At 73.5% G+C, this 20,768-nt stretch carries 21 protein-coding genes; 17 read left to right on the forward strand and 4 right to left on the reverse strand.

Translation table 11 applies throughout. The annotated features are described in order from the left end of the window. Positions 1 to 15 precede the first annotated feature (15 nt). The 4 genes from FHU30_RS33145 (at position 16) to FHU30_RS33160 (ending at position 5,029) form a co-directional block, all read left to right on the forward strand. Positions 16 to 741, forward strand: a complete 726-nt coding sequence (locus FHU30_RS33145) for an ABC transporter ATP-binding protein (RefSeq protein WP_253881286.1) — start codon at positions 16 to 18, stop codon at positions 739 to 741. Then, a complete protein-coding gene (locus tag FHU30_RS33150; protein WP_253881288.1) occupies positions 738 to 3,215 on the forward strand; it encodes an FtsX-like permease family protein in 2,478 nt (825 codons plus the stop codon). The genes FHU30_RS33145 and FHU30_RS33150 overlap by 4 nt, the downstream gene beginning before the upstream one ends. Before the next feature lie 81 nt (positions 3,216 to 3,296). Next, a complete protein-coding gene (locus FHU30_RS33155; protein WP_253881291.1) occupies positions 3,297 to 4,334 on the forward strand; it encodes a GlxA family transcriptional regulator in 1,038 nt (345 codons plus the stop codon). A gap of 92 nt (positions 4,335 to 4,426) precedes the next feature. Then, a complete protein-coding gene (locus tag FHU30_RS33160; protein WP_253881293.1) occupies positions 4,427 to 5,029 on the forward strand; it encodes an isochorismatase family protein in 603 nt (200 codons plus the stop codon). Between the two features lie 89 nt (positions 5,030 to 5,118). Here FHU30_RS33160 and FHU30_RS33165 read toward each other — a convergent pair whose 3' ends face one another. After that, entirely contained in the window at positions 5,119 to 5,727 is a 609-nt protein-coding gene (locus tag FHU30_RS33165) for a helix-turn-helix domain-containing protein (RefSeq protein ID WP_253881294.1), read from the reverse strand. Between the two features lie 100 nt (positions 5,728 to 5,827). On the opposite strand from FHU30_RS33165, the gene FHU30_RS33170 reads away from it, so the two are divergent. From FHU30_RS33170 to FHU30_RS33200, 7 genes are all read left to right on the forward strand, one after another. Beyond that, a complete protein-coding gene (locus FHU30_RS33170) occupies positions 5,828 to 6,646 on the forward strand; it encodes an MBL fold metallo-hydrolase (RefSeq protein ID WP_253881296.1) in 819 nt (272 codons plus the stop codon). A gap of 181 nt (positions 6,647 to 6,827) precedes the next feature. Then, positions 6,828 to 7,178, forward strand: coding sequence for an ArsR/SmtB family transcription factor (locus FHU30_RS33175; protein WP_253881298.1), 351 nt, complete (start codon positions 6,828 to 6,830; stop codon positions 7,176 to 7,178). Next, positions 7,178 to 7,447, forward strand: coding sequence for a hypothetical protein (locus FHU30_RS33180; RefSeq protein ID WP_253881300.1), 270 nt, complete (start codon positions 7,178 to 7,180; stop codon positions 7,445 to 7,447). The genes FHU30_RS33175 and FHU30_RS33180 overlap by 1 nt, the downstream gene beginning before the upstream one ends. Before the next feature lie 119 nt (positions 7,448 to 7,566). After that, a complete protein-coding gene (locus FHU30_RS33185) occupies positions 7,567 to 9,705 on the forward strand; it encodes an MMPL family transporter (RefSeq protein WP_253881302.1) in 2,139 nt (712 codons plus the stop codon). A gap of 126 nt (positions 9,706 to 9,831) precedes the next feature. Further along, positions 9,832 to 10,464 (forward strand): TetR/AcrR family transcriptional regulator, encoded by a 633-nt coding sequence (locus FHU30_RS33190; RefSeq protein WP_253881304.1) that lies wholly within the window; start codon positions 9,832 to 9,834, stop codon positions 10,462 to 10,464. Further along, positions 10,461 to 11,138: a VC0807 family protein gene (locus tag FHU30_RS33195; RefSeq protein ID WP_253881306.1), complete on the forward strand. Its 678-nt coding sequence runs from the start codon at positions 10,461 to 10,463 to the stop codon at positions 11,136 to 11,138. The genes FHU30_RS33190 and FHU30_RS33195 overlap by 4 nt, the downstream gene beginning before the upstream one ends. Continuing rightward, entirely contained in the window at positions 11,135 to 12,598 is a 1,464-nt protein-coding gene (locus tag FHU30_RS33200) for an FAD-dependent monooxygenase (protein WP_253881308.1), read from the forward strand. Before FHU30_RS33195 ends, FHU30_RS33200 begins: the two co-directional genes overlap by 4 nt. On the opposite strand, the gene FHU30_RS33205 is transcribed toward FHU30_RS33200, so the two are convergent. Further along, a complete protein-coding gene (locus FHU30_RS33205) occupies positions 12,576 to 13,604 on the reverse strand; it encodes a polyprenyl synthetase family protein (RefSeq protein ID WP_253881309.1) in 1,029 nt (342 codons plus the stop codon). The genes FHU30_RS33200 and FHU30_RS33205 overlap by 23 nt on opposite strands. A gap of 377 nt (positions 13,605 to 13,981) precedes the next feature. Here FHU30_RS33205 and FHU30_RS33210 point away from each other — a divergent pair, with 377 nt between their 5' ends. From FHU30_RS33210 to FHU30_RS33225, 4 genes are all read left to right on the forward strand, one after another. Further along, on the forward strand, positions 13,982 to 15,385 hold the full coding sequence (locus FHU30_RS33210) for a family 2B encapsulin nanocompartment shell protein (RefSeq protein ID WP_253881312.1): 1,404 nt from the start codon (positions 13,982 to 13,984) through the stop codon (positions 15,383 to 15,385). A 102-nt stretch (positions 15,386 to 15,487) separates the two neighbouring features. Continuing rightward, positions 15,488 to 15,820: a HEAT repeat domain-containing protein gene (locus tag FHU30_RS33215; protein ID WP_372504008.1), complete on the forward strand. Its 333-nt coding sequence runs from the start codon at positions 15,488 to 15,490 to the stop codon at positions 15,818 to 15,820. Positions 15,821 to 15,885: 65 nt separating this feature from the next. Further along, on the forward strand, positions 15,886 to 16,833 hold the full coding sequence (locus tag FHU30_RS33220; RefSeq protein WP_253881336.1) for an aldo/keto reductase: 948 nt from the start codon (positions 15,886 to 15,888) through the stop codon (positions 16,831 to 16,833). Positions 16,834 to 16,983: 150 nt separating this feature from the next. Continuing rightward, positions 16,984 to 17,313 (forward strand): hypothetical protein, encoded by a 330-nt coding sequence (locus tag FHU30_RS33225; RefSeq protein WP_253881337.1) that lies wholly within the window; start codon positions 16,984 to 16,986, stop codon positions 17,311 to 17,313. Between the two features lie 54 nt (positions 17,314 to 17,367). Here the strand turns inward: FHU30_RS33225 and FHU30_RS33230 are convergent, their stop codons facing one another. Continuing rightward, a complete protein-coding gene (locus tag FHU30_RS33230) occupies positions 17,368 to 18,561 on the reverse strand; it encodes a MalY/PatB family protein (protein WP_253881339.1) in 1,194 nt (397 codons plus the stop codon). 146 nt (positions 18,562 to 18,707) lie between these two features. Between FHU30_RS33230 and FHU30_RS33235 the strand changes: the two genes are divergently transcribed. Together FHU30_RS33235 and FHU30_RS33240 are read left to right on the forward strand one after the other, a co-directional pair. Beyond that, positions 18,708 to 19,430 (forward strand): peptidylprolyl isomerase, encoded by a 723-nt coding sequence (locus FHU30_RS33235; protein ID WP_253881341.1) that lies wholly within the window; start codon positions 18,708 to 18,710, stop codon positions 19,428 to 19,430. Then, a complete protein-coding gene (locus tag FHU30_RS33240; RefSeq protein ID WP_253881342.1) occupies positions 19,427 to 19,939 on the forward strand; it encodes an Imm21 family immunity protein in 513 nt (170 codons plus the stop codon). Before FHU30_RS33235 ends, FHU30_RS33240 begins: the two co-directional genes overlap by 4 nt. A 13-nt stretch (positions 19,940 to 19,952) precedes the next feature. Here the strand turns inward: FHU30_RS33240 and FHU30_RS33245 are convergent, their stop codons facing one another. Continuing rightward, complete coding sequence (locus FHU30_RS33245) at positions 19,953 to 20,729, reverse strand: helix-turn-helix transcriptional regulator (RefSeq protein ID WP_253881344.1); 777 nt, start codon at positions 20,727 to 20,729, stop codon at positions 19,953 to 19,955. Positions 20,730 to 20,768: the final 39 nt, after the last annotated feature.

Here is a 20,768-nt window from a genome sequence, read left to right on the forward strand (position 1 = left end):
CCCTGGAGGTGCGGTGTGACCGCCGCGATCGAACTGCGCAAGGTGTCCAAGCTGCACGGCGTGCCTCCCGACCGCGTCCGCGCGCTGTCGGAGGTGGATCTGACGGTCGGCTATGGCGAGCTGGTCGCGGTGATGGGGCCGAGCGGGTCGGGCAAGAGCACCCTGCTGACGATCGCCGGGAGCCTGGAGGAACCGAGCTCCGGACGCGTCACCATCGGCGGGGTCGAACTCGCGCAGGCGTCGCCCGCCGACCGGGCGAAGCTGCGGCGGCGGCTCGTCGGGTTCGTCTTCCAGGACTTCAACCTGCTGCCGGGCCTGACGGCCGCCGAGAACGTGGCGCTGCCGCTGGAGCTGGACGGCACCCGGTCCCGCGCCGCGCGGGCCGCCGCGCTCCGGGCGCTGGACCGGCTCGGCCTCGCCGCGCGCGCTGGCCGCTTCCCCGACGAGCTGTCGGGCGGCGAGCGGCAGCGGGTCGCGATCGCGCGCGCCCTGGTCGGCGACCGCCGCGTCCTCCTCGCCGACGAGCCGACCGGCGCGCTCGACTCGGTGAACGGCGAGGAGGTCATGCGGATGCTCTGCGCGGCGTGCCGCGAGCAGGACGCGGCGGGCGTGGTCGTCACGCACGACGCGCGGCTGGCGTCCTGGGCCGACCGGGTGGTGTTCCTGCGCGACGGGCGGCTGGTCGACCAGACCCGGCTGCCGCCCGGCGCGGACTCGCTGCTGGCCGGGGGAGCGCCGTGACGCTGATCGTGGAGCCCCCGTCGCTCGGGGGACCGGCGAACGGCGGGATGCCGGCGCGGCGCGCGATCGTCCGCTGGGCCTGGCGGATGCTGCGCCGCGGCTGGCGGCAGCAGGCGGTGGTCGCGCTGCTGCTCGCGCTGGCGGTGCTCGGCGCGGTCGTGGGCGGCGCGGCGGCGGTCAACCTCGCGCCGCGCCCGGACGCCCGGTTCGGACGCGCCGACCACCTCGTCCAGCTGGACGGCGGCGACCCGGCGGCCCTGGCGCGGTCGGTCGCGCTCGCGCGGTCCCACCTGGGGACGGTCGAGCTGGTCGGACGGCGGTTCGTGCCCGTCCCCGGCTCGTCGGAGTCGCTGGAGCTGCGTGCCGAGGACCCGCACGGCGTCTACGGGTCGCCGCTGCTCGCCGTCCGCTCCGGCCGCTTCCCGAACGGCGCGTCCGAGACGGCGCTCACCGACGGCGCCGCCAGGATGCTGGGCCTGCGCGTGGGCGGTGTGCTGACCGCGGGCGGCGAGCATCGGACGGTCGTCGGCATCGTGGAGAACCCGCGCGACCTGCGCGATGAGTTCGCCCTGCTCCCGCCCGGGGCCGCCGGACGGTCCGACGCGGTGACCGTCCTGGCGAAGGCGTCCGCCGACCGGTTCGACGCGTACCGGCAGGCGTCCACGACGCCGCTGCTCACCGAGACGGTCAAGCGCGGCGGCCAGGCGGCCGGCGGCGTCCTGGCCGCGACGACGCTGCTGCTGCTCCTGGTCTCGCTGGTGGCGGCGGCCGCCTTCGCGGTGGTCGCGCAGCGGCGGCTGCGCGAGCTGGGCATGCTCGCCGCGATCGGCGCGACGCGGCGGCACCTGCGGCTCGTGATGGTCGCGAACGGCGCGGCGGTCGGCGCGATCGCGTCCGCGGCCGGGCTGCTCGCCGGGATCATGCTCTGGATCCCGGTCTCGCGCACGTTGGAGACCCCCGCGCAGCACCGCGTCTCGCCCGCTGGCGTGCCCTGGGCGCTGGCGCTCGAATGCGCGGCGCTCGCGGTGGTCATGGCGACGGCCGCCGCCTGGTGGCCGGCTCGCGGCGTCGCGCGGATTCCGGTCGTCCGGGCCCTGTCGGCTCGGCCGCCCGCGCCGCGTCCCGCGCGCCGCTCGACCGCGCTCGCCGTGCTCTTCCTCATCGGCGGCGTGGCCTGCCTGGCGCTCGCGCGGCAGCGCAACCCGCTCCTCATCGTCACCGGGACGCTCGGGACCGTCCTCGGCGTCCTGCTGACCGGCCCGCTCGCCCTGAGCCTGCTCGGCGCGGCGGCCGGACGCGCGCCGGTCGCGGTCCGCCTCGCGGTGCGGGACCTGGCGCGCCACCGGGCCCGGTCGGCGGCGGCGCTGGCCGCGATCAGCCTCGCGCTCGGCCTCCCGATCGCGGTGATCATCACCTCGTCCGCCGCGCGGGACACCGCCGCGACCGGCAACCTGTCCGACCGGCAGCTGGTGATCCGGATCGGCCGCGGGGACGACTCGGTCGTCCCGCTGCGCTCCGACCGCGACCTGGCCGCGCTGTCGGCGCAGGTGGACCGGATCGCCGCGCGGCTCCCCGGCGCCCGGGTGGTTCCGCTGGACATGCCGGTCGATCCCGCGATCCGTCCCCAGCCCGGCTTCGCCGACTCGCAGGGCGGCCAGCCCGTCGCCGACCTGGGCATCCCACCCGGCTCGTCCGACCGTCCGGACAGCACGGCGGGACGGACGGGAGGGGCGCTGCGTTCGGTCCCGCTCTACGTCGAGACGCCCGCGCTGCTCGCCCACCTCGGCATCGACCCCGCCTCGGTGGACCCGGCGACCGACCTGATCACCGGCAGGCACGGGACGATCGAGATCCCGAGCGTGTCCCGGCCCGAGACGCTCACCCGCATCCAGCGGATCAGGACCAGCGCCTACAGCTCGGACCCGACGTCCGTGCTGACCGCGCGCGGGCTCGAACGGCGGCACTGGAAGCGCATCCGGACGGGCTGGCTGGTGGAGTCGGCGCGTCCACTCAGCGACGCCCAGCTGGTGGCGGCGCGGCACGACGCCGCGGCGGTCGGGGTGAACGTCGAATCCCGGCGCGGGCAGGCTTCGCTGGCTCGCGCGCGGCTCGGCGCGGTGCTGGCCGGGATGCTGCTCGCGCTCGGCGTGCTGGCGATGACGGTCGGGCTGATCCGCCTCGAAGGGGCCCGTGACCTGCGCGTCCTTACCGCGACGGGCGCGAGCCCGAGGATCCGGCGCGCGCTGACCGCCGCCACGGCCGCGAGCCTGGCCCTGCTGGGCGTGGTCCTCGGCGGTCTCGGTGCCTATGCCGGGCTCTTCGCCGGCTACCTGGACGATCCCGGTCACCTCGGCCATCCGCCCTGGGCGTACCTGGCGTCCGTGGGGCTCGGCGTCCCGCTGCTGGCCGCCGTCACCGGCTGGGCTGCCGCGGGCCGCGAGCCGCCCGCCCTGGCCCGCTCGCCGCTGGACTGAACGGCGCATCCGGACGCCGATGGCCGGATGTGACAGAACCCCGTCATGGCGGACATGGCGCTCGGCCCCCAGAATGGACGCATGGCCGCATCGCACCACGTCAGCGCCCCGCACCGGGCCGCCGAGGCTCCGCGCCGGGGCGGCAGCGCCCCGCACCGGGTCGTCATCGCCGTCTTCCCGGACGTCGACCTCCTCGACGTCACCGGGCCCGCCGAGGTGTTCGCACTCGCCAACCGCGAGATGCCGGAGGCGGGAACGCGGTACGACGTGCGGCTCGCCGGGCCCGGCAGCGGCCTCGTCCGGACCAGCGCCGGGGTGCGGCTCGCCACCGACCTCACCCTGGACGAGGTCGGAGCCGACGTTGACACCCTGGTCGTCCCCGGCGCGGTGGACGGCGCGGGCGCACCCGTGATCGACCCCGGGCTGGTCGCCTGGATCGAGGGCACCGCCCGGCACGCCCGCCGGGTCGCGTCGGTCTGCGTCGGCGCGCACCTGCTCGCCGCCGCGGGCCTGCTGTCCGGCCGGACGGCCACCACGCACTGGGCCACGGCCGACCGGCTCGCCGCCGACCATCCCGACGTCACCGTGGACCCGGACCCGATCTACGTCCGGTCCGGGGACGTGTGGACCGGCGCGGGCATCAGCGCGTGCATGGACCTCTCGCTCGCCCTGGTCGCCGAGGACCACGGCGAGCGGGTCGCCCTGGACGTCGCGCGGCAGCTCGTCATGTACCTCAAGCGGCAGGGCGGCCAGAGCCAGTTCAGCGTCCCGCTGTGGCAGGCGCCGGCCGAGCGCCGCGACATCGACGAGCTGCGCGCCTGGATCGCCGCCAACCCCGCCGCGGACCTGTCGGCGGCGGCGCTCGCCGAGCGGATGTGCCTGAGCGAGCGGCACTTCAGCCGCGTGTTCCGCACCGAGACCGGCGCGACACCCGCCGCGTTCGTCGAGGCCGTCCGCGTGGAGGCGGCGCGGCGGCTGCTGGAGGGCACCGACGAGCCGCTCGGCCGGGTCGCCGCGTCGTCCGGCCTCGGCTCGCCGGAGACGCTGCACCGCGTGTTCCGGCGCCGCCTCGGCACCACCCCGGCGGCTTACCGGCGGCGCTTCCGCACCGCCGCCTGACCTTCCGCGGCGCTTCCTCGCCGCCTGACCCCTTTCCGATCGTCCCCGGCCGCCAGGCCGTGGTCCGCCCTGCCCGAAAACAGGAGATGACAATGACCGTTTCGACCACCCTGCGCGACGTGATCGGCCTGGACACCGCGCTGCCCGCGCTCTCCTCCAGCACCCTGATCATGATCGACTTCCAGAACACCTACACCACCGGCGTGATGGCCCTGCCGGACGCCGACCGCGCGCTGGACGCCGGCGCCCGCCTGCTCGCCGCCGCCCGCGCCGCCGGGACGCCGGTCGTCCACATCGTCAACGACGGCGGCGAGGGCACCCCGTACGACATCCGCGCCGACATCGGCCGGATCGAGCCGCGCGTCGCGCCGCGCGACGGCGAGCCGGTCGTGGTGAAGGGCTTCCCGAACGCCTTCCACGAGACCGACCTGGCGGACGTGCTGCGCCGCCTGGACGCCGGGCCCGAGCTCGTCCTGGCGGGCTTCATGACCCACATGTGCGTCCAGTTCACCGCGCAGGGCGCCTTCAACCTCGGCTACAGCCCGACCGTGGTGGCCGAGGCGTGCGCGACCCGCCCGCTGCCCGGCCCGGACGGCGCCCCGGTTCCGGCGGACGTCCTGCACACCGCGGCCCTGACCACCATCGCCGACCTGTTCGGCCGCGTCGCCGCCCGCACGAGCGACCTCCCCGCCTGAACGACCTCCACTTGAGCGACCGCTCCGCCTGAACGACCTCCGCTTGAGCGGTCGCTCCGCCCGAACGACCGTTCAGGCGGAGCGACCGTTCAGGTTCGGCGTGAGATGACCATGATGTACTCGCACGGCTCGTCCGTCCGGTTGGCGAAGCCGTGGTCCGCGTCGGCCTGGAGGAACAGGGAGTCGCCCGCGTCCAGGGTCTCGTTGATCCCGCCGACCGCGACGGTGAGGGTGCCGCTGAGCACGACGAGCTGCTTCTCCGTCCCCGGCGGGTAGGCGGGCAGCAGCCCGGTGGAGACCCGCGCGGGGAGGTGGTGGACGATCATCTCGGCGCCGCCCGCGCCCGGGGCCGCCGACACCATGTGCCGCTCGAAGCCGGTCTCGGGGTCGCGGAAGACGGGGCGGTCGGCCTTGCGCATCACGATCGCCACCCCGGACGCGGCGCCGGCCGGCGCGCCGACCAGGTCCGAGAGCGACGCGCCGAGCGCGTGGGCGATCCGGGACGCGATGCCGATCGTCGGGCTCTTCTCGCCGCGCTCGACCTTGGACAGCATCGCCCGGCTGACCGCCGACCGGGTGGACAGCTGCTCCAGCGTCAGGCCCGCCTCCTCGCGGCGCCGCCGCACGTTCCCGCCGAACGCGCCGGCCAGGTCGTCGCCCTGCCGCGGTCCGGTCCCGCTTCCGTCCTGCTCGGCCACCGTGCTCCTCGATCGCTGGGATCCCGCCGCGCACAGTGTAGGGTTTCTCCGATCGAAGAATTAAGTCTTCGATCGGAGATATGCCCCACTGGGAGGGTCCATGCGTTTTGCATCGAGCGGCCGGCTCCACGCCGCCTTCGACTTCGGCGACCTGCGGGTGGTCTCGCTGCGCGACGGGTACATCGACATGCCGCCGTCCCGGCTGCGCGACGTGCACGGGTGCGCGCTCGCCGAACTGCCGCACGCCGTCCCGCTGGTCGGCGGCAACCTGCGGCTGTCGGTCAACGCCTTCTTCATCACCGACGGCACGCGGTCGCTGCTCGTCGACACCGGCGCGTCCGACAACTGGCACGACCCGACGATGGGGCTGATCTACGAGGCGCTCGACGAGGCGGGGATCGACCGCGGGCAGATCACCGATGCCGCCATCACGCACGAGCACCCGGACCACGTGAGCGGCCTGATCATGCCGGACGGCTCGGAGGCGTTCGGCAAGCTGGAGCGCGTCTGGATCGGCGCGGGCGACGCCGAGGTGTTCACCGGGCGCCTCGCCCCGGTCGCAGGCCGGGTCGTCGCGTTCCAGGAGGAGGTCGCGATCAACGACTGGGCCACCGCGGTGCCGACGCCGGGCCACACGCCCGGCCACACCGTCTACGACATCAGGAGCAGCGCCGGGCACCTCCTCATCTGGGGCGACACCGTCCACGTCCCCACGCTCCAATTCGGCCGGCCGGAGGTGTCGTGGGAGCTGGACGGCGACCAGTCCCAGGCCCGCGCCGCACGGGCGGGGCTCCTCGACCGGCTGGCCAGGCCGGACCATTTCGTGGCCGGCGCCCACCTCGACTCGCCCGGCATCGCCCGCGTCACCACGTCCGGCGAGGGCTACGCGCTGAAGTACCTCGCACCGCCGATCGGCTGACCGGCCGCCCCGCACATCGTCCGACCTGCGCGAACGCGACGGCCGGCGGTGCTTCCGAGAGGACGTCCTCCGCGGAAGCGCCGCCGGCCGTCCGCGTGTGGACGGCGCCGCGATGCCCGCCCAGCCTGCCAATCGTGCTCGGCATCTGCTAATTTTTCTTTGCATGTGCGGAGGAGGTGGCGTGACGACCGGGGACGAACTGCTGCGCGTGCTGGCGGCGCTCGACAACCCGCACCGGCTGCGGATCCTCGCGGCGCTCGCGGACGAGCGCGACTACGTCAGCAGCCTCGCGCGCGAGCTGGGCATCAGCCGCCCGCTGCTCCAGGTCCACCTGCGCAAGCTGGTGGCGGCCGGGCTGGTGGCGGGGCGCGCCGAGGTGTCGCCGGACGGGAGGGCGATGAAGTTCTACGAGATCGCCCCGTTCCGGCTGGAGGTGACGCCCGACATCGTGAAGCGGGCCGTGCGGACGCTGACCGCACCCGAGGACGGCGCCGGGGACAGGAAGTCCGGAGAACGGAAGGAGGACCGCTGATGGACGGTCACGACCTGGCGGAGGTGGCCGGGGCGATCGGCATCTTCGCCTTCATCACCACCGTGGTGACGGTGATCATCATGCAGGTCGGCGCGACGGTGCGGGCGCGCGCGGCGCTGGCCCGCGAGGACGAGTACCGCCGGATGGCGCAGGACGGCCTGGAGACCCAGCAGGCGATCGAGCGGCAGCTCGCCGAGACCGCCCGGAGCCTGGGCGAGATGGAGAAGCGGATGGACTCGCTCGAACGCGTCCTGCTCACCGTGGAGTGAGCGGGAACGCCGGGCCGTCGAGCGGCCACTCGACGACCCGGCCGAAGTAACACCACATCCCGCCCGTTTCCGGGCGGGCTCTCACTGCAGCGCTCCTTCACCCGAAAGGACAGCACCTCATGCTGCCCCAACGCAAACCGATCACCGAGCGCGTCGCGGGCTGGTCGATCCGGCACCGCACCCTCGCGATCGCCGGATGGCTCGCCCTGGTCGTCGCGGCGATCCTCGCGTCCGGCGCGCTCGGCCTGGACCAGAGCCACAGCACCGACCCCGGCGAGTCCGGACGCGCCGACCGCGTTCTCGACGCGCACAACGGCTACGTCCCGCCGCTGGAGAACGTCCTGGTGCAGAACCGGGCGACGACCGCGCCGGTCACCACCGACCCCGAGACGCGCGCCGCGACCCGCGAACTGGTCGCCGCGCTTCGGCCCTACGGGACCGTCCGCTCGCCGCTGAACGACCCGCGCCTGGTGGCGTCCGACGGAAGGTCCGGCCTGGTCACCGTGCAGATCGCCGGACCGGACGAGGCGTTCCGCGCGCACTACGACGGCGTCGTGAAGGCTGTCGGCGAGGTGGCCGCGCGGCATCCGGACGTCCGGCTCGCGCAGGCGGGCGACAAGAGCCTCGCCGACGCTGTTGACAGCGGCATCAAGGACGACATGAAGCGCGCCGAGTACGTCTCGCTGCCGCTCACCGTGCTGATCCTGCTGGCGGTGTTCGGATCGCTGGTCGCCGCCGGAATCCCGCTGCTGCTGGCCGTCACCACGGTCGCCGGGACGTTCGGGCTGCTGCAGGTCGCCGGGCACTGGGTGCCGGTGAACAGCGCCGCGTCCTCGATCGTGCTGCTGGTCGGGATCGCGGTCGGCGTCGACTACTCGCTGTTCTACCTGCGCCGGACGCGCGAAGAGCGGGCCGCGGGCCGCCGGCCGGACGAGGCGCTGCGCGTCGCGACCCGCACCTCCGGCCACGTGGTCGCCGTCTCCGGCCTGACCGTCATGCTGTGCCTGGCCGGGCTGCTGCTCACCGGCCTGGACAACTTCAAGGGCCTGACCGCCGGGACCGTCCTGGTCGTGGGCCTGGCGATGGTCGGCTCGGTGACGTTCCTGCCCGCGCTGCTGTCCGCCCTCGGGCGCGGTGTGGACGCGGTGCGGCTGCCCTGGATCGGCCGCCGCCGCACCGCCGCCGCGCCGTCCCGGTTCTGGACGGCCGTGGCGTCGCGCGTGGTGCGGCGGCCGCTGCTGTGCGGCGGGCTGGCCGTCCTCACGCTGGTCCTGCTGACGCTGCCCGCGCTCAGCATGCGCTTGCAGGACGCGGCGGTCACCGACAGCCTGCCCCGGTCCGTCCCCGTGGTGGACGCGGCGGTCCGCATGCAGCGGGCGTTCCCCGGCAGCCCGGCGCCCGCGTCGGTCGTCCTGTGGGAGAAGCGGCCCGGCGCCCTGGACGCTCCGGACGTCGCCACCGCCGTCGCGGGCCTGCACCCGACGGTCACCGCGCGCAGCGGGGGAGTGCTGGTCGCCCGCGTGCCGCTGGCGCATTTCGGTACCGGCCCGGAGGCCAACCGCTCACTTCTGGACCTGCGCCACCGCAGCGACACCGCGTTCGGCGGCATGGACGGCGTCGGGCATGCCGTCGCGGGCAAGACCGCGTTCGCCTACGACTTCACCGAGGTCATCAAGAACCGCTCGGTCCCGGTGGTGGGGGCCGTGCTGGCGCTGGCGTTCGTCCTGCTGGCCGTCGCGTTCCGCTCGCTGGCGGTCTCGCTGGTCTCGATCCTGCTGAACCTGCTGTCGATCGGTGCCGCGTACGGCGTGCTGGCCTGGGGCTTCCAGGACGGCCACCTCGGCGGCCTGCTCGGCTTCACCGGCTACGGCGGCGTGATCGGCTGGTTGCCGCTGTTCATGTTCGTGATCCTGTTCGGGCTCAGCATGGACTACCACATCTTCATCCTGAGCCGCGTCCGCGAGCACCGGGCCGAAGGAGTCCCGGCGCGGGCGGCGGTCGTGTCCGGGGTGGGCGCGACCTCGGGCGTGGTGACCAGCGCGGCGGCCATCATGACCTGCGCGTTCAGCGTCTTCGTGGTGCTGTCGGCGATCGAGTACAAGATGATGGGCGTCGGCCTGGCCGCCGCGATCCTCATCGACGCCACGATCGTCCGCGGCGTCCTGCTGCCGGCGGCCCTGGCCCTGCTCGGCGACCGCCTCTGGCGCTCCGCCCCCGCCGCGCCCGTCCCGCGCCCGGAGCCCGCGAACCGCACCTGACCTCCCCATCCCGGCGATGTGCGGGTGCCGCTGACCTGCGTTGACGGCCCGGCGAACGCTCGCGCGTCGCCGGGCCGCCGTCGTTCGCGCTTGCCGTCTGTTACTTGAGCGAGTAACTTCTTACTCATGCAAGTAAAAGACGAGCCGTCGCCCGCCGCCGCCGCGCGGCGCGCGCAGATCGTGACCGCCGCCATCGAGGTGCTCGCCGACCTCGGCTACGCCCGGACCTCCTTCGCCCGGATCGCCGAGCGCGCCGGGATCAGCAGCACCCGGCTGATCTCGTACCACTTCGCCGGCAAGGACGACCTGATGCGGGCCGTGGCCGCCGAGGTGCTGGGCGAGGCCGAGGCGTTCATGAGCCCGCGCATCCGCGCCGCCACCGGCCACTGGAACATGCTGCGCGCCTACATCGCGTCCAACCTGGAGTTCCTGCGCGACCACCCCGCGCACCTGCGGGCGCTGACCGAGGTCATCGCCAACCTCCGCGCCGAGGACGGCAGCCTGGCCGCGGGCGCCCCCGGCGCGCCCGACGCGGTGGCCCGGCTCGCGGACGGCCTGCGCGCTGGCCAGCGGGACGGCGCGTTCCGCGACTTCGACGCCGGTGTCATGGCCCGGACGCTGCGCGCCGCGATCGACGCCGCCGCCGGGCTGTACTCCGCCGATCCCGGCCTGGACCTGGACCACTACGCGGCCGAACTGGTCAGCCTCTTCGGCTTGGCCGTCCTCGGCCGCGAACCCGGCGAAGGAGAGCCCGCATGAACGCCGTCACCGAGGAGCGCCGTCCGATGCCGCAAGGGGAGCAGCAGGGCGCGGGCCGCAAGGCGGTGCTCCTGTCGCTGGTCACCGACCTGATCGCGCCGCTGGCCGTGTTCTACGGCCTGCGCGCGGCGGGCGTGGACCAGTGGTGGGCGCTGCTGGGGTCGGCGGTCGTGCCGCTCGCGGTGGTCGTCCACCGGCTCGTCACCACCCGACGCGTGGAGTGGTTCGCCCTGTTCGTCCTGACCGTGTTCGCGCTCGGGCTCGTGCTGTCGGCGCTCACCGGCGACCCGCGGACGATGCTGGTCCGGGACGCCTGGGCGGGCATGATCGGGGGCCTCGCCGGGGTCTGGATGCTCGGCTCGGTGCTGTCCGGCCGGCGTCCCGCGCTGATGCTGCTGTTCCGCAACTTCGTCATCGCCAAGGTCGGCCCGCAGGGCGCCGCCGCCTGGGACGCCCGCTGGGACCGCGAGCCGGACTTCCGGCACGGCATCCGCGTCCTGACCGCTCTGTGGGGACTGGCCGGGCTGCTGAACGCCCTGCTCAACCTGGCCTTCGCCTACGTCCTGCCGCTCGACGCGGCCCCGGCCGCGATGCACGCGGTGTGGCCCGCGCTCGCCGTCCCGCTGGGCGTGTTCCACCTCGTCTACACCAAGCGGAAGAACCTGCGCGCATGAGCGGCCCCGAAGTGATCGTGGCGGGCGTGGGCCCGACCGGCCTGCTGCTCGCGACCGAGCTGGAACTGGCCGGGGTGGACGTGGAAGTCCTGGAACGGCGGCCCGCCCGGACCGGCCAGTCCAAGGCCCTGAACCTGCAGCCGCGCTCGGCCGAGATCCTGGACCTGCGCGGCCTGCTGGAGCCGGTCCTCGACCAGGCCCTCGCGCTGCTGCCCGGCGGGCACTTCGCCGGACTCCCCGTCCCGCTGGACTACACCGCCCTTCAGACCCGCCACCCGTACCAGATCGGTATCCCGCAGGCCCGTGTCGAGGAGCTGCTCGAAGACCGGCTGGCCCGTCCGGTCGCGCGCGGCAGCTCCCTCGCCGCGTTCACCCAGGACGCGGACGGCGTGACCGTCACGACCTCGGACGGGCGGGAGCTCCGAGCCCGCTACCTGGTCGGCTGCGACGGCGGCCGGAGCACCGTCCGGAAACTGCTCGGAACTCCCTTCACCGGCCGCGACCCGCGCGTCCAGGCCGTGGTCGCCGACGTCATCCTCAACGACCACGAGGGCCTGATCCCGGCCGAGTGGACGCTGCCGGCGCTCAACCCGTCCGGCAGCGTGTTCGTCCTGCCGCTCACCGGCGGCGCCTACCGGGTCGTCTTCGCGGGCGCCGAGCAGCAGGGCCTGCCGCGCGACGCGCCCATCACCGAGGACGAGGTCCGCCGCGCGCTGGCCGTCCGCTACCAGGACGCGCTGGAACTCGTCGGGATCTCCTGGGCGTCGCGGTTCAACGACACGTCCCGGCAGGCCGAGCAGTACCGGAGCGGCCGGGTGTTCCTGGCCGGCGACGCCGCCCACGTCCACTTCCCGCTCGGCGGCCAGGGCCTGAACCTGGGCCTTCAGGACGCCTTCAACCTCGGCTGGAAGCTCGCCGCGGCCGTCCGCGGCACGGCGCCTGACGGCCTGCTCGACACCTACCACGACGAACGCCACCCGATCGCCGCGCGCGTGCTGGCCAACACGCGGGCCCAAGGCGTCCTGACCTGGCCGGACGGCGACGTCGCCGCGTTCCGCGCCCTGTTCGCCGACCTGCTCGCCCTCCCTGATACCAACCGGTACCTCGCCGAGATGGTCTCCGGGCTGGACACCCACTACCCGATGCCCGGTGACCATCCGCTGCTCGGCCGCCGCATGCCTGACCTCGACCTCGCGACGCCCGCCGGCCCGACCCGGGTCAGCCACCTCATGCGCGACGGCCGAGCCTTGCTGCTGACGTTCGGCTCGTCCGTTCCGCCTGAGAACCCGCGGGTCCAGAACGTGCGGGCTGAACCGTCGCCGCAGCTGGACGCGGACGCCGTCCTGATCCGTCCCGACGGGCACGTCTGCTGGGTCGGCTCAGAGCCCGGCGCCGCGGTCAGCGCATGGTTCGGCCCGCCAGCCGAAGCCGCGGGTGTCAGTGGTCGCGGGTCGCCATGAGGATGGCCAGGGTGCGCAGGGCGGACTGGCGGTCGGCGGGAAGTCCGGCGGCGTCCAGGGCGGCGAAGGCGCTGCCCAGGCGGCGGTCGGCCTCCTGCTGCGCCCACGCGCGGCCCCCGGCCTGCTCCACCATCGCGGCGGCCTCCGCGAGGTCGTGCGCGCCCAGCGCCCCGGGCGAGGCGTAAAGGTCGGCGAGGCGCGCGGCGGCGGGGGTCTGCGAGGTGAGCGCCGCCACCACCGGCAGGGACTTCTTGCGGGACGCCAGGTCCGACCCCGCGGGCTTGCCCGTGGCGGACGGGTCGCCCCAGATGCCGAGCAGATCGTCCACCAGCTGGAAGGCGAGGCCGAGGTGGCGGCCGAACGTCGCCAGGCAGCTCGCGGTGTGCGGGTCGGCCCCGGCGGCGAGCGCGCCGAGGTGGCAGGACGCCTGGAGCAGCGCGGCGGTCTTGCCGTCCGCCATGGCCAGGCACTCCTCCAGGCCGACGCTGGAGCACCGCTCGAACCGCAGGTCGTCGGCCTGGCCGGCGCAAAGCCTCGCGACGGCGTCCGACAGGACTCCGCGGGCCTGCTGGGCGAACGCCGCCGGGACGTCCTCGGGTCCCGGCAGCATGCCGAGGGCCGTGGTCAGCAGCAGGTCCCCGGCGACGATCGCCTGGCCCCTGCCGAAGACCGTCCAGGCGGCGGGGCGGTGGCGGCGCGTGGTGTCGCCGTCCATTACGTCGTCGTGCAGCAGCGAGAAGTCGTGCACCATCTCCACCGCGACCCCGGCGGCCGTCACCGCCGCCGGGGCCGTGCCCAGTCCCACCGACGGCACGTGAGGGCCGGCCGCGGCGTCCGCGGCGGCGAACACCAGGGCCGGACGGATCGCCTTGCCGCCCGCGTCCGAGGCGCGCCCGTCGGCGTCCCACCAGCCCGCGTGGTAGCCCGCGACCCGGTCGACCGGGGACGGGAGCAGCCCCACGGCCCGCCGGTAGGCCGGCTCGACCACCTCACGGGACCGTTCCAACAACGCTCGTGCGGACGGTGCGCAGGGGACGGGACTTGAGACGCCGGCGGTCATGCGGGCTCCCTTTGGGCGGCTTTCCGGGCGGTGGCGACCAGCAGTCTCGTCCTTTCCGGCGCGCGCGCGTCCGGACTTTGCCACCCGGGCGGCAACCCTTTGCCGGCGATCTTTCCGGCGGCCCGCCCTGCGCGGGTTCCGGCAGGTCGGGGGCGATTGGCACGGTGCGATGCGGAAGGTGGCGACCGCGGGCCGGGGGCCGGTGCGGAGGCGGCAAAGCGTTCGCCAAGACCGGCCGTCCCCCGCCGGGCCGTCGGCACTGTGGTGCGCCGGGCCCCGGGGACGCGCAGGGCGTCCCCGCCGAGCGAGAGGGCGGACCCCCGATGACGACCACCGTTCCGGAACCGGAGCAGCAGGCGGCCTCCAGCCTGACCACGGCGGCGGCCCGGAACCTCGCGACCACCACCAAGTCAGTCCCGCAGATGCAGGGCATCTCCCCGCGCTGGCTGCTGCGCGTGCTGCCGTGGGTGGAGGTCGCGGGCGGCGCCTACCGGGTGAACCGGCGGCTGTCCTACACCGTCGGGGACGGGCTGATCGACTGCGTGGCGACCGGCGCGTCCGCGCGGGTGATCCCCGGCGACCTCGCCGAGCTGCGCTACCTCCGCGGCTACGGCGACGAGGCGTCGCTGGGCGCGCTGGCCGACCGGTTCTCCCAGACCGAGTGGACGGCCGGCCGGACCGTCCTGCGGCCCGGCGCCCCCGCCGACCAGCTGTGCGTGGTCGTGCACGGCAAGGCCGAGCGGATCGCGACCGGCGAGTACGGCGAACCGGTCTCGCACGGCATCCTCGGCGCCGGCGGCTACCTCGGCGAGCACGCCCTGATCGACGACGACGCGGTCTGGGAGCACGGCGTGCGCGCCGTCACCGACTGCACCGTGCTGGTGCTGAAACGCCGCGACTTCCGCGAGGTGCTCCAGCGCGACACCGCGCTGCGCGAGCACGTCGTGGACACCCTCAGCTCCCCGGCCCCCGACACCGACCCCGGCGGCGAGGCCGCGGTCGCGGTCGCGTCCGGGCACGAGGGCGAGCCGGTGCTGCCGTCCACGTTCGTCTCCTACGAGACCGCGCCGCGCGAGTACGAGCTGAGCGTCGCCCAGACCGTCCTGCGCGTGCACACCCGCGTGGCCGACCTCTACAACGAGCCGATGAACCAGGTAGAGCAGCAGCTGCGGCTGACCGTCGAGGCGCTGCGCGAGCGGCAGGAGCACGAGCTGGTCAACAACCGCGACTTCGGTCTGCTGCACAACGCCGCGCCGTCCCAGCGCCTCCCCACCCGCTCCGGCCCGCCGAGCCCGGACGACATGGACGACCTGCTCGCCGCCGTCTGGAAGGACCCGGCGGTGTTCCTCGCCCACCCGCGGGCCGTCGCCGCCTTCGGCCGCGAGTGCACCCGCCGCGGCCTCTACCCGGACACCGTCGAGATGGACGGGCGGCACGTGCCGTCCTGGCGCGGCGTCCCGATCCTGACCTGCGACAAGCTGCCGATCAGCGCGTCCCGCACCACCTCGGTGCTGCTGATGCGCACCGGCGAGGACGCCCAGGGCGTGATCGGCCTGCGCCAGACCGGGCTGCCCGACGAGTACGAGCCGGGACTGAACGCCCGCTTCATGGGCATCGACGAGCAGGCGGTCATGTCCTACCTGGTCAGCGCCTACTACTCCGCGGCCGTCCTGGTCCCGGACGCCCTCGCCGTCCTGGAGGACGTCGAACTCGGCCACCAGGCCTGACCCTCCCTCCCCCCACTGGTGCGGGCGCTTCCGGGGCTGGATGCCGGAAAATGTCGGTCCGGGGCGCTATAACCGGGGGCGGAAAGAGGTGGGGAATTGTCGGTGCGACACTTCGACAGGGCGATGACGATGATGCGGGCGGCCGATCCGCAGCGCCGCGAGGACGGGTTCGACTTCCTGCGCGAGCACGCCGACTCCTACGTGGCCGAGCTGGCCGCCGAGTTCGACCGCGAGAGCGACCACGGGCTGCGCTGCTGGCTGCTGGAGCTGCTCAGCGAGGCCCGCTCGCCGGACGCGCTGCCCGTCCTGACCGTCCAGCTGGCCAACGACGACGAGGCGCTGCGCTTCTGGGCCGTCCGCGGCCTGGAGATGCTCGACACGCGCGAGTCCCGCGAGGCGCTCCACCGCGCCCGCGCCAACGGCTGGATCGACTGACCCGGTTGACCTGGAGCGCGCTCCAGTCACCAGACTGCTGCTCGTCCTGTTGAAGGAGGAGCTAGATGACGCAGGTGAACCTCGCCCTCGGCGCGATGCGCTTCGGCAGCGAGACGGACGAGCGGACCTCGTTCGCCATCCTCGACCGTTTCGTGGACGCGGGCGGCACGCTGATCGACACCGCGAACTGCTACGCGTTCTGGACCAACCCGGAACGCGAGAGCGGGCACAGCGAGCGGGTGATCGGCGCGTGGCTGGCGGCCCGTCCCGGCGTCCGCGACCGGGTGCGGATCGCCACGAAGGTCGGTTCGCTGCCGATCGGCGACGGGCCGTGGCCCGAGAACCGCGAGGGCCTGTCGGCCCCGGCGATCGCCTCCGGGGTCGCCGACAGCCTGGAACGCCTCGGCACCGACCGAATCGACCTGCTCTGGACGCACATGGAGGACAGGTCGGTCCCGCTGGAAGAGACCGTCCACGCACTGGCCGACCTCGTGGACGCCGGGACAGTGGGACGCCTCGGCGCGTCCAACCACGTCCTCTGGCGAGTGGAACGTGCCAGGCGCATCGCCGACGCCGACCATCGGACCGGCTACACCGCCCTGCAACTGCGCCACTCGTACCTGCGGCCGCGTCCGGGCGCACCGGTCGCGGGCCACAACCACCGGCTGGGCTGGGTCACCGACGAGACGCTGGACTACGTGAAGTCCGAGCCCGACCTGGTGCTGTGGGCCTACACCCCGCTGCTCAGCGGCGCCTACACCCGCGACGACCGTCCGCTGCCCGAGGCCTACGACCACCCCGGCACCACCCGGCGGCTGGACGAGCTGGGCAAGGCGGCGGCCGAACTCGGCGTCACCCGCAACCAGGTCGTCCTGGCCTGGCTGACCGGCGGCACCCCGCCCGTCACGCCGATCGTCGGCGTCAGCAGCACCGCCCAACTCGACGAGGCCCTCACCGGCGCCACCCTCGTCCTCCTCGAGGAGATCCGCACCCGCCTGGACGCAGCGACCTGACCCGCCCCGCCCGGGGGCGACCGCCTCGGCGACCGCCCCCGCGCTTCCCGTTCAGGACGCGGACGTCGCGTCCTCGCCGCCCCGATCGTCGTGGCAAGAAGGTGGCCTCGGGAAAGTGCCCACGTCCACGCGTCCCGATAGCCTGCCGCCGTGCAGCGAGAAGCGACGACCCCGACTCCAGCGGGCGACGTGCGGGCCAGGCGCCGGGGATGGATGTGGCAGGCCCTCGCGCTCCTCGCCTGGTTCAGCGAGGGTGCCGCCGTCAATGAGGGGTTGGGGCACCTGGACGTCCATGGGCTGGCGACGATTTATCGCTTGCTGGCGGCCTTTGGGATCGCTTTCTGGGTCTGGGTGTGCGCCGCGGCCCTGCCCAAGACGGGCTCTTGGGCGGTCGTTCATCGGCTTACGCTCGTCGGGCTGTTGGTGGTGCCGGGCCTGATGTTCCTTCGGGTTGTGGTGTCGCAAAAGTTCGGTGTGTGATCCGGGCGGCGTGCGGGAGGTCGCGTCTAGGAAGTCCCGCGCGCGTTCGGCGCCTCAGAGGGTCTGGACGGCTGCGGTGAGGCGACGGACGGCCTCGTAGACCGTGGATCGGGGGCAGCCCAGGTTCACGCGCATGTAGCCGTGCCCTTCGAGCCCGTATTTCTGCCCCTTGTCCAGCCAGAGGCGCGCCTTGGTGAGCATGAACCGGTCGAGGGCGTCGGCGGCCATTCCCAGTCCGCGGCAGTCCATCCACGCCAGGTACAGGGAATCCGCCGCCAGCACTTTCACCTGCTGGCCCAGCCGGTTGACGGCTCCCGCGAAATGCCGGTGGTTGCCGCGCAGGTAGACCAGCAATTCTTCGAGCCAAGGCTCGCCATGGTTGTAGGCCGCTTCGGCGGCGACCATCCCCAGCGTGTTGACCACGGGGAACTGGTTGCGCTCGTATTGCCGGGCCAGGTCCTCGCGCAACCGCCGGTCGGGGACGAAGACGTTCGCGCACTGCAAGCCGGCGAGGTTGAACGTCTTGCTCGGCGACGTGCAGGTGATGCTGTTCCGCGCGAACTCGGCACCCAGCGAGGCGAACGGCACATGCTTCTTGGCCGGGTTCAGGACGAGATCCTGATGCACCTCATCGGACACCACCAGGACACCGTGCCGGGCGCAGATCTCACCCATCGCCACCAGGTCGTCCGCGGACCAGACGTTCCCCGTCGGGTTATGCGGATTGCTCAGGATGAACAGCTTGGTATCCGGACGAATGGCCTCCTCGAAGACCCGCGCGTCGAACCGGTACCCGTCATCTGTCCGTGTGAGCGGAGCCAGTGCGAGGTGCCGACCGTTCAGCAGCACGTCGTTATGGAAGTGCGCGTACACCGGCGGCTGGATCAACACCGAGTCGCCCGGCGACGTGAACGCCTGCACCGCGGTCTTTAGCGCATTGATGACACCCGCGGTCTGCAGGATCCACTCGCGCGGCACGTCCCACCCGAACCGCCGCGCCTGCCACCCGGTCACCGCGTCAAGATAAGTGCCGGTCGCCCCGTGCGGATACCCGAACACCCCGAATTCCACGGCCTCATGCAGCGCGTCGAGCACGGCCCGCGGAGCCCTGAAATCGGTATCGGCGACCCACATCGGAAGCGGCTCACCCACCGCCTCGTCCGCGGTGAGGAACTCCCGGCCGCCGTCCCACTTCATGGAATTGGTGTCCCGGCGCTTCACGACCTCGTCGAACCTCGACCCCGCCATACCCGAATGCTAACCCGCACCCCCACCGAACCGATCACGCAGCGTCCGCTATCGACATCTGACGAACCTGCGGACGGCACCTGTCCGCCGCGCCGGAAGCGTCCTAGTGTGTGGCTTCCCGAAGATCAGCAGAGAGGCATCCCCCCATGCTTCAGCCCGTCCGGATCATCGCCGTGTCCGTCGCCGCCGTCGCCCTCACCGGTTCGGTGTACGCCGCGACCTCCTCGGCCTCGCCCGGTAGCAGGCCCGCGCCCCGCGCCGCGCACCCCACGGTCGACGCGAACGCCGTCGCCGCCCCCGCCAAGGCCGAGGCGTGCGCGTACACGAAGGTGAAGCCAATCAGCAAGTGGGTGGGCCTGCCCGACTACACCCCCGCCAAGGCGGCCCGCCCCTACACCGCGCGGCTGCGCACCACCCAGGGCACGATCGCCTTCGAGGCCCTCACCGACAAGGCGCCCTGCACGACCTACTCGTTCCGCTTCCTGGCCGAGCGCGGCTTCTTCGACCGGACGCACTGCCACCGCTCCACCACCCAGCGGATCTTCGTCCTGCAGTGCGGCGACCCCACCGGCACCGGCAGCGGAGCCCCCGGCTACCAGTTCCCCGACGAGAACCTCGCCGGCGCCACCTACCCGGCCGGCACCGTCGCGATGGCCAACGCCGGCCCCAACACCAACGGCAGCCAGTTCTTCTTCACCTGGAAGGACACCAAGCTCTCACCCGCCTACACCCCCTTCGGCCGCATCACCCAGGGCCTCGACGTCCTCCGCCGCATCGGCGAGGCCGGCAACGACGAGCAGAACAACCCCGGCGACGGCTACCCCACCCGCTACACCGAATTCCACAAAATCCAAATCAGCCACCGATGACCTGGGTCTCGTCCGCCGGGGGTCCGCTGCTGGTCGCGCCCCGAACAGCGCTGGACCGCTGGCAAGGCGTAACCGACGATGACGGCCCCGTCGAAACCTGGGGCGACTACGGCCGCGCCTGCTCAGTCGAGGGCTATATCGGCACGGTCCCGATCGGCGACGAGCAGGCACTCGTCCTCGGGGAAGACCCGGCGCTGACCACGTTCCTCCCCGGCGAGCTGCTGTTCCTGCGCTGGATCGCGGCGGACTCCGAGGCCGCGATCACCGGCGCCGCTCGCCGGGCGCTCCGCGCGGGCGTCCGCTGGGACGAGGACGAAGACCTCGTCTGGAGCGCCCCCGGCCCGGTCGTCCATTTCGACTCCGCCTTGGCCGGCGCGGAGGCCGAAGCCGACGACCACCTCGTCGTCGATCTCGCCCCCGGCCGGTACCGCGTCCGCGCCGCCTACATCGCGGACGACGACGTCTGGATGATCCTCGTCCGACTCCAGCCGATGGACGAAGCCGGCTGAGCCCGAGCGCTGGTCAGAGGAGGCCTTGGGTTCGGGCTTTGTTGACGGCTTGGAGGCGGTCGTGGCAGTTGAGTTTTTCGTAGAGGTGTTGGAGGTGCTTGCCTACCGTGCGGGGACTTATGCGGCGGAGTGTGGCTATCTGGCGGGCGGTCAGGCCGTCCGCGAGGAGGCTCAGGACGTCGAGTTCGCGCGGTGTCAGGCCGGCGCGGACGCGGGCTTCCTCGCGGAGGTCCGCGCCGGGGCCGGACGGGCCGGGCGGCGGGTAGGCCAGTTCCAGGACGCGCAGCACCGGACGCAGCGACCGCGCCACATGCAGATCGCCGTCGCTGAAATCGCGTCCCGCCCGGTTCAGGTACCAGCCTGAGCCCTGCGTGTGCGTCCGGCCCGCCGCCGGGATGACGAGCTGGTGCCGGTAGCCCAGCTCCCGGAACAGCTCCCGGTACACCGGCGTGGACGCCCAGAGCCGCGGCGGCGTCAGGTCGCTGATCCGGTGCGGCTGCGCGTCCTCGGGGTGGACGCTGTAGTGCTTGATGGTGGGGATCTCGGTCAGCCACTGGTCGGCCAGGTCCCGCTCGGCGACGGTGACGGGCGGGTCCGTCCGGTACTCGGACGACCGGGCCGAAAGGTCGATGCCGGCCCACCCCAGCTGGTCGCCGCCGATGGCGGTCTGGAGGCAGGCCCAGACCGCCGCGATGCACTGCGCCCGGTTCGGCAGCCCTTCGAGCTGGTAGCTCAGCTCCTCGGCGGCCATGCCGCGCGCCCTCACCGAAGCCGTACGTCCTCCGGTCACCGAAGCCCTCCAACCGCCGCGGACGAGAGGAGCGGGATG

The sequence above is a fragment of the Actinomadura rupiterrae genome (assembly GCF_024172125.1).
GTDB classification, from domain to species: domain Bacteria; phylum Actinomycetota; class Actinomycetes; order Streptosporangiales; family Streptosporangiaceae; genus Spirillospora; species Spirillospora rupiterrae.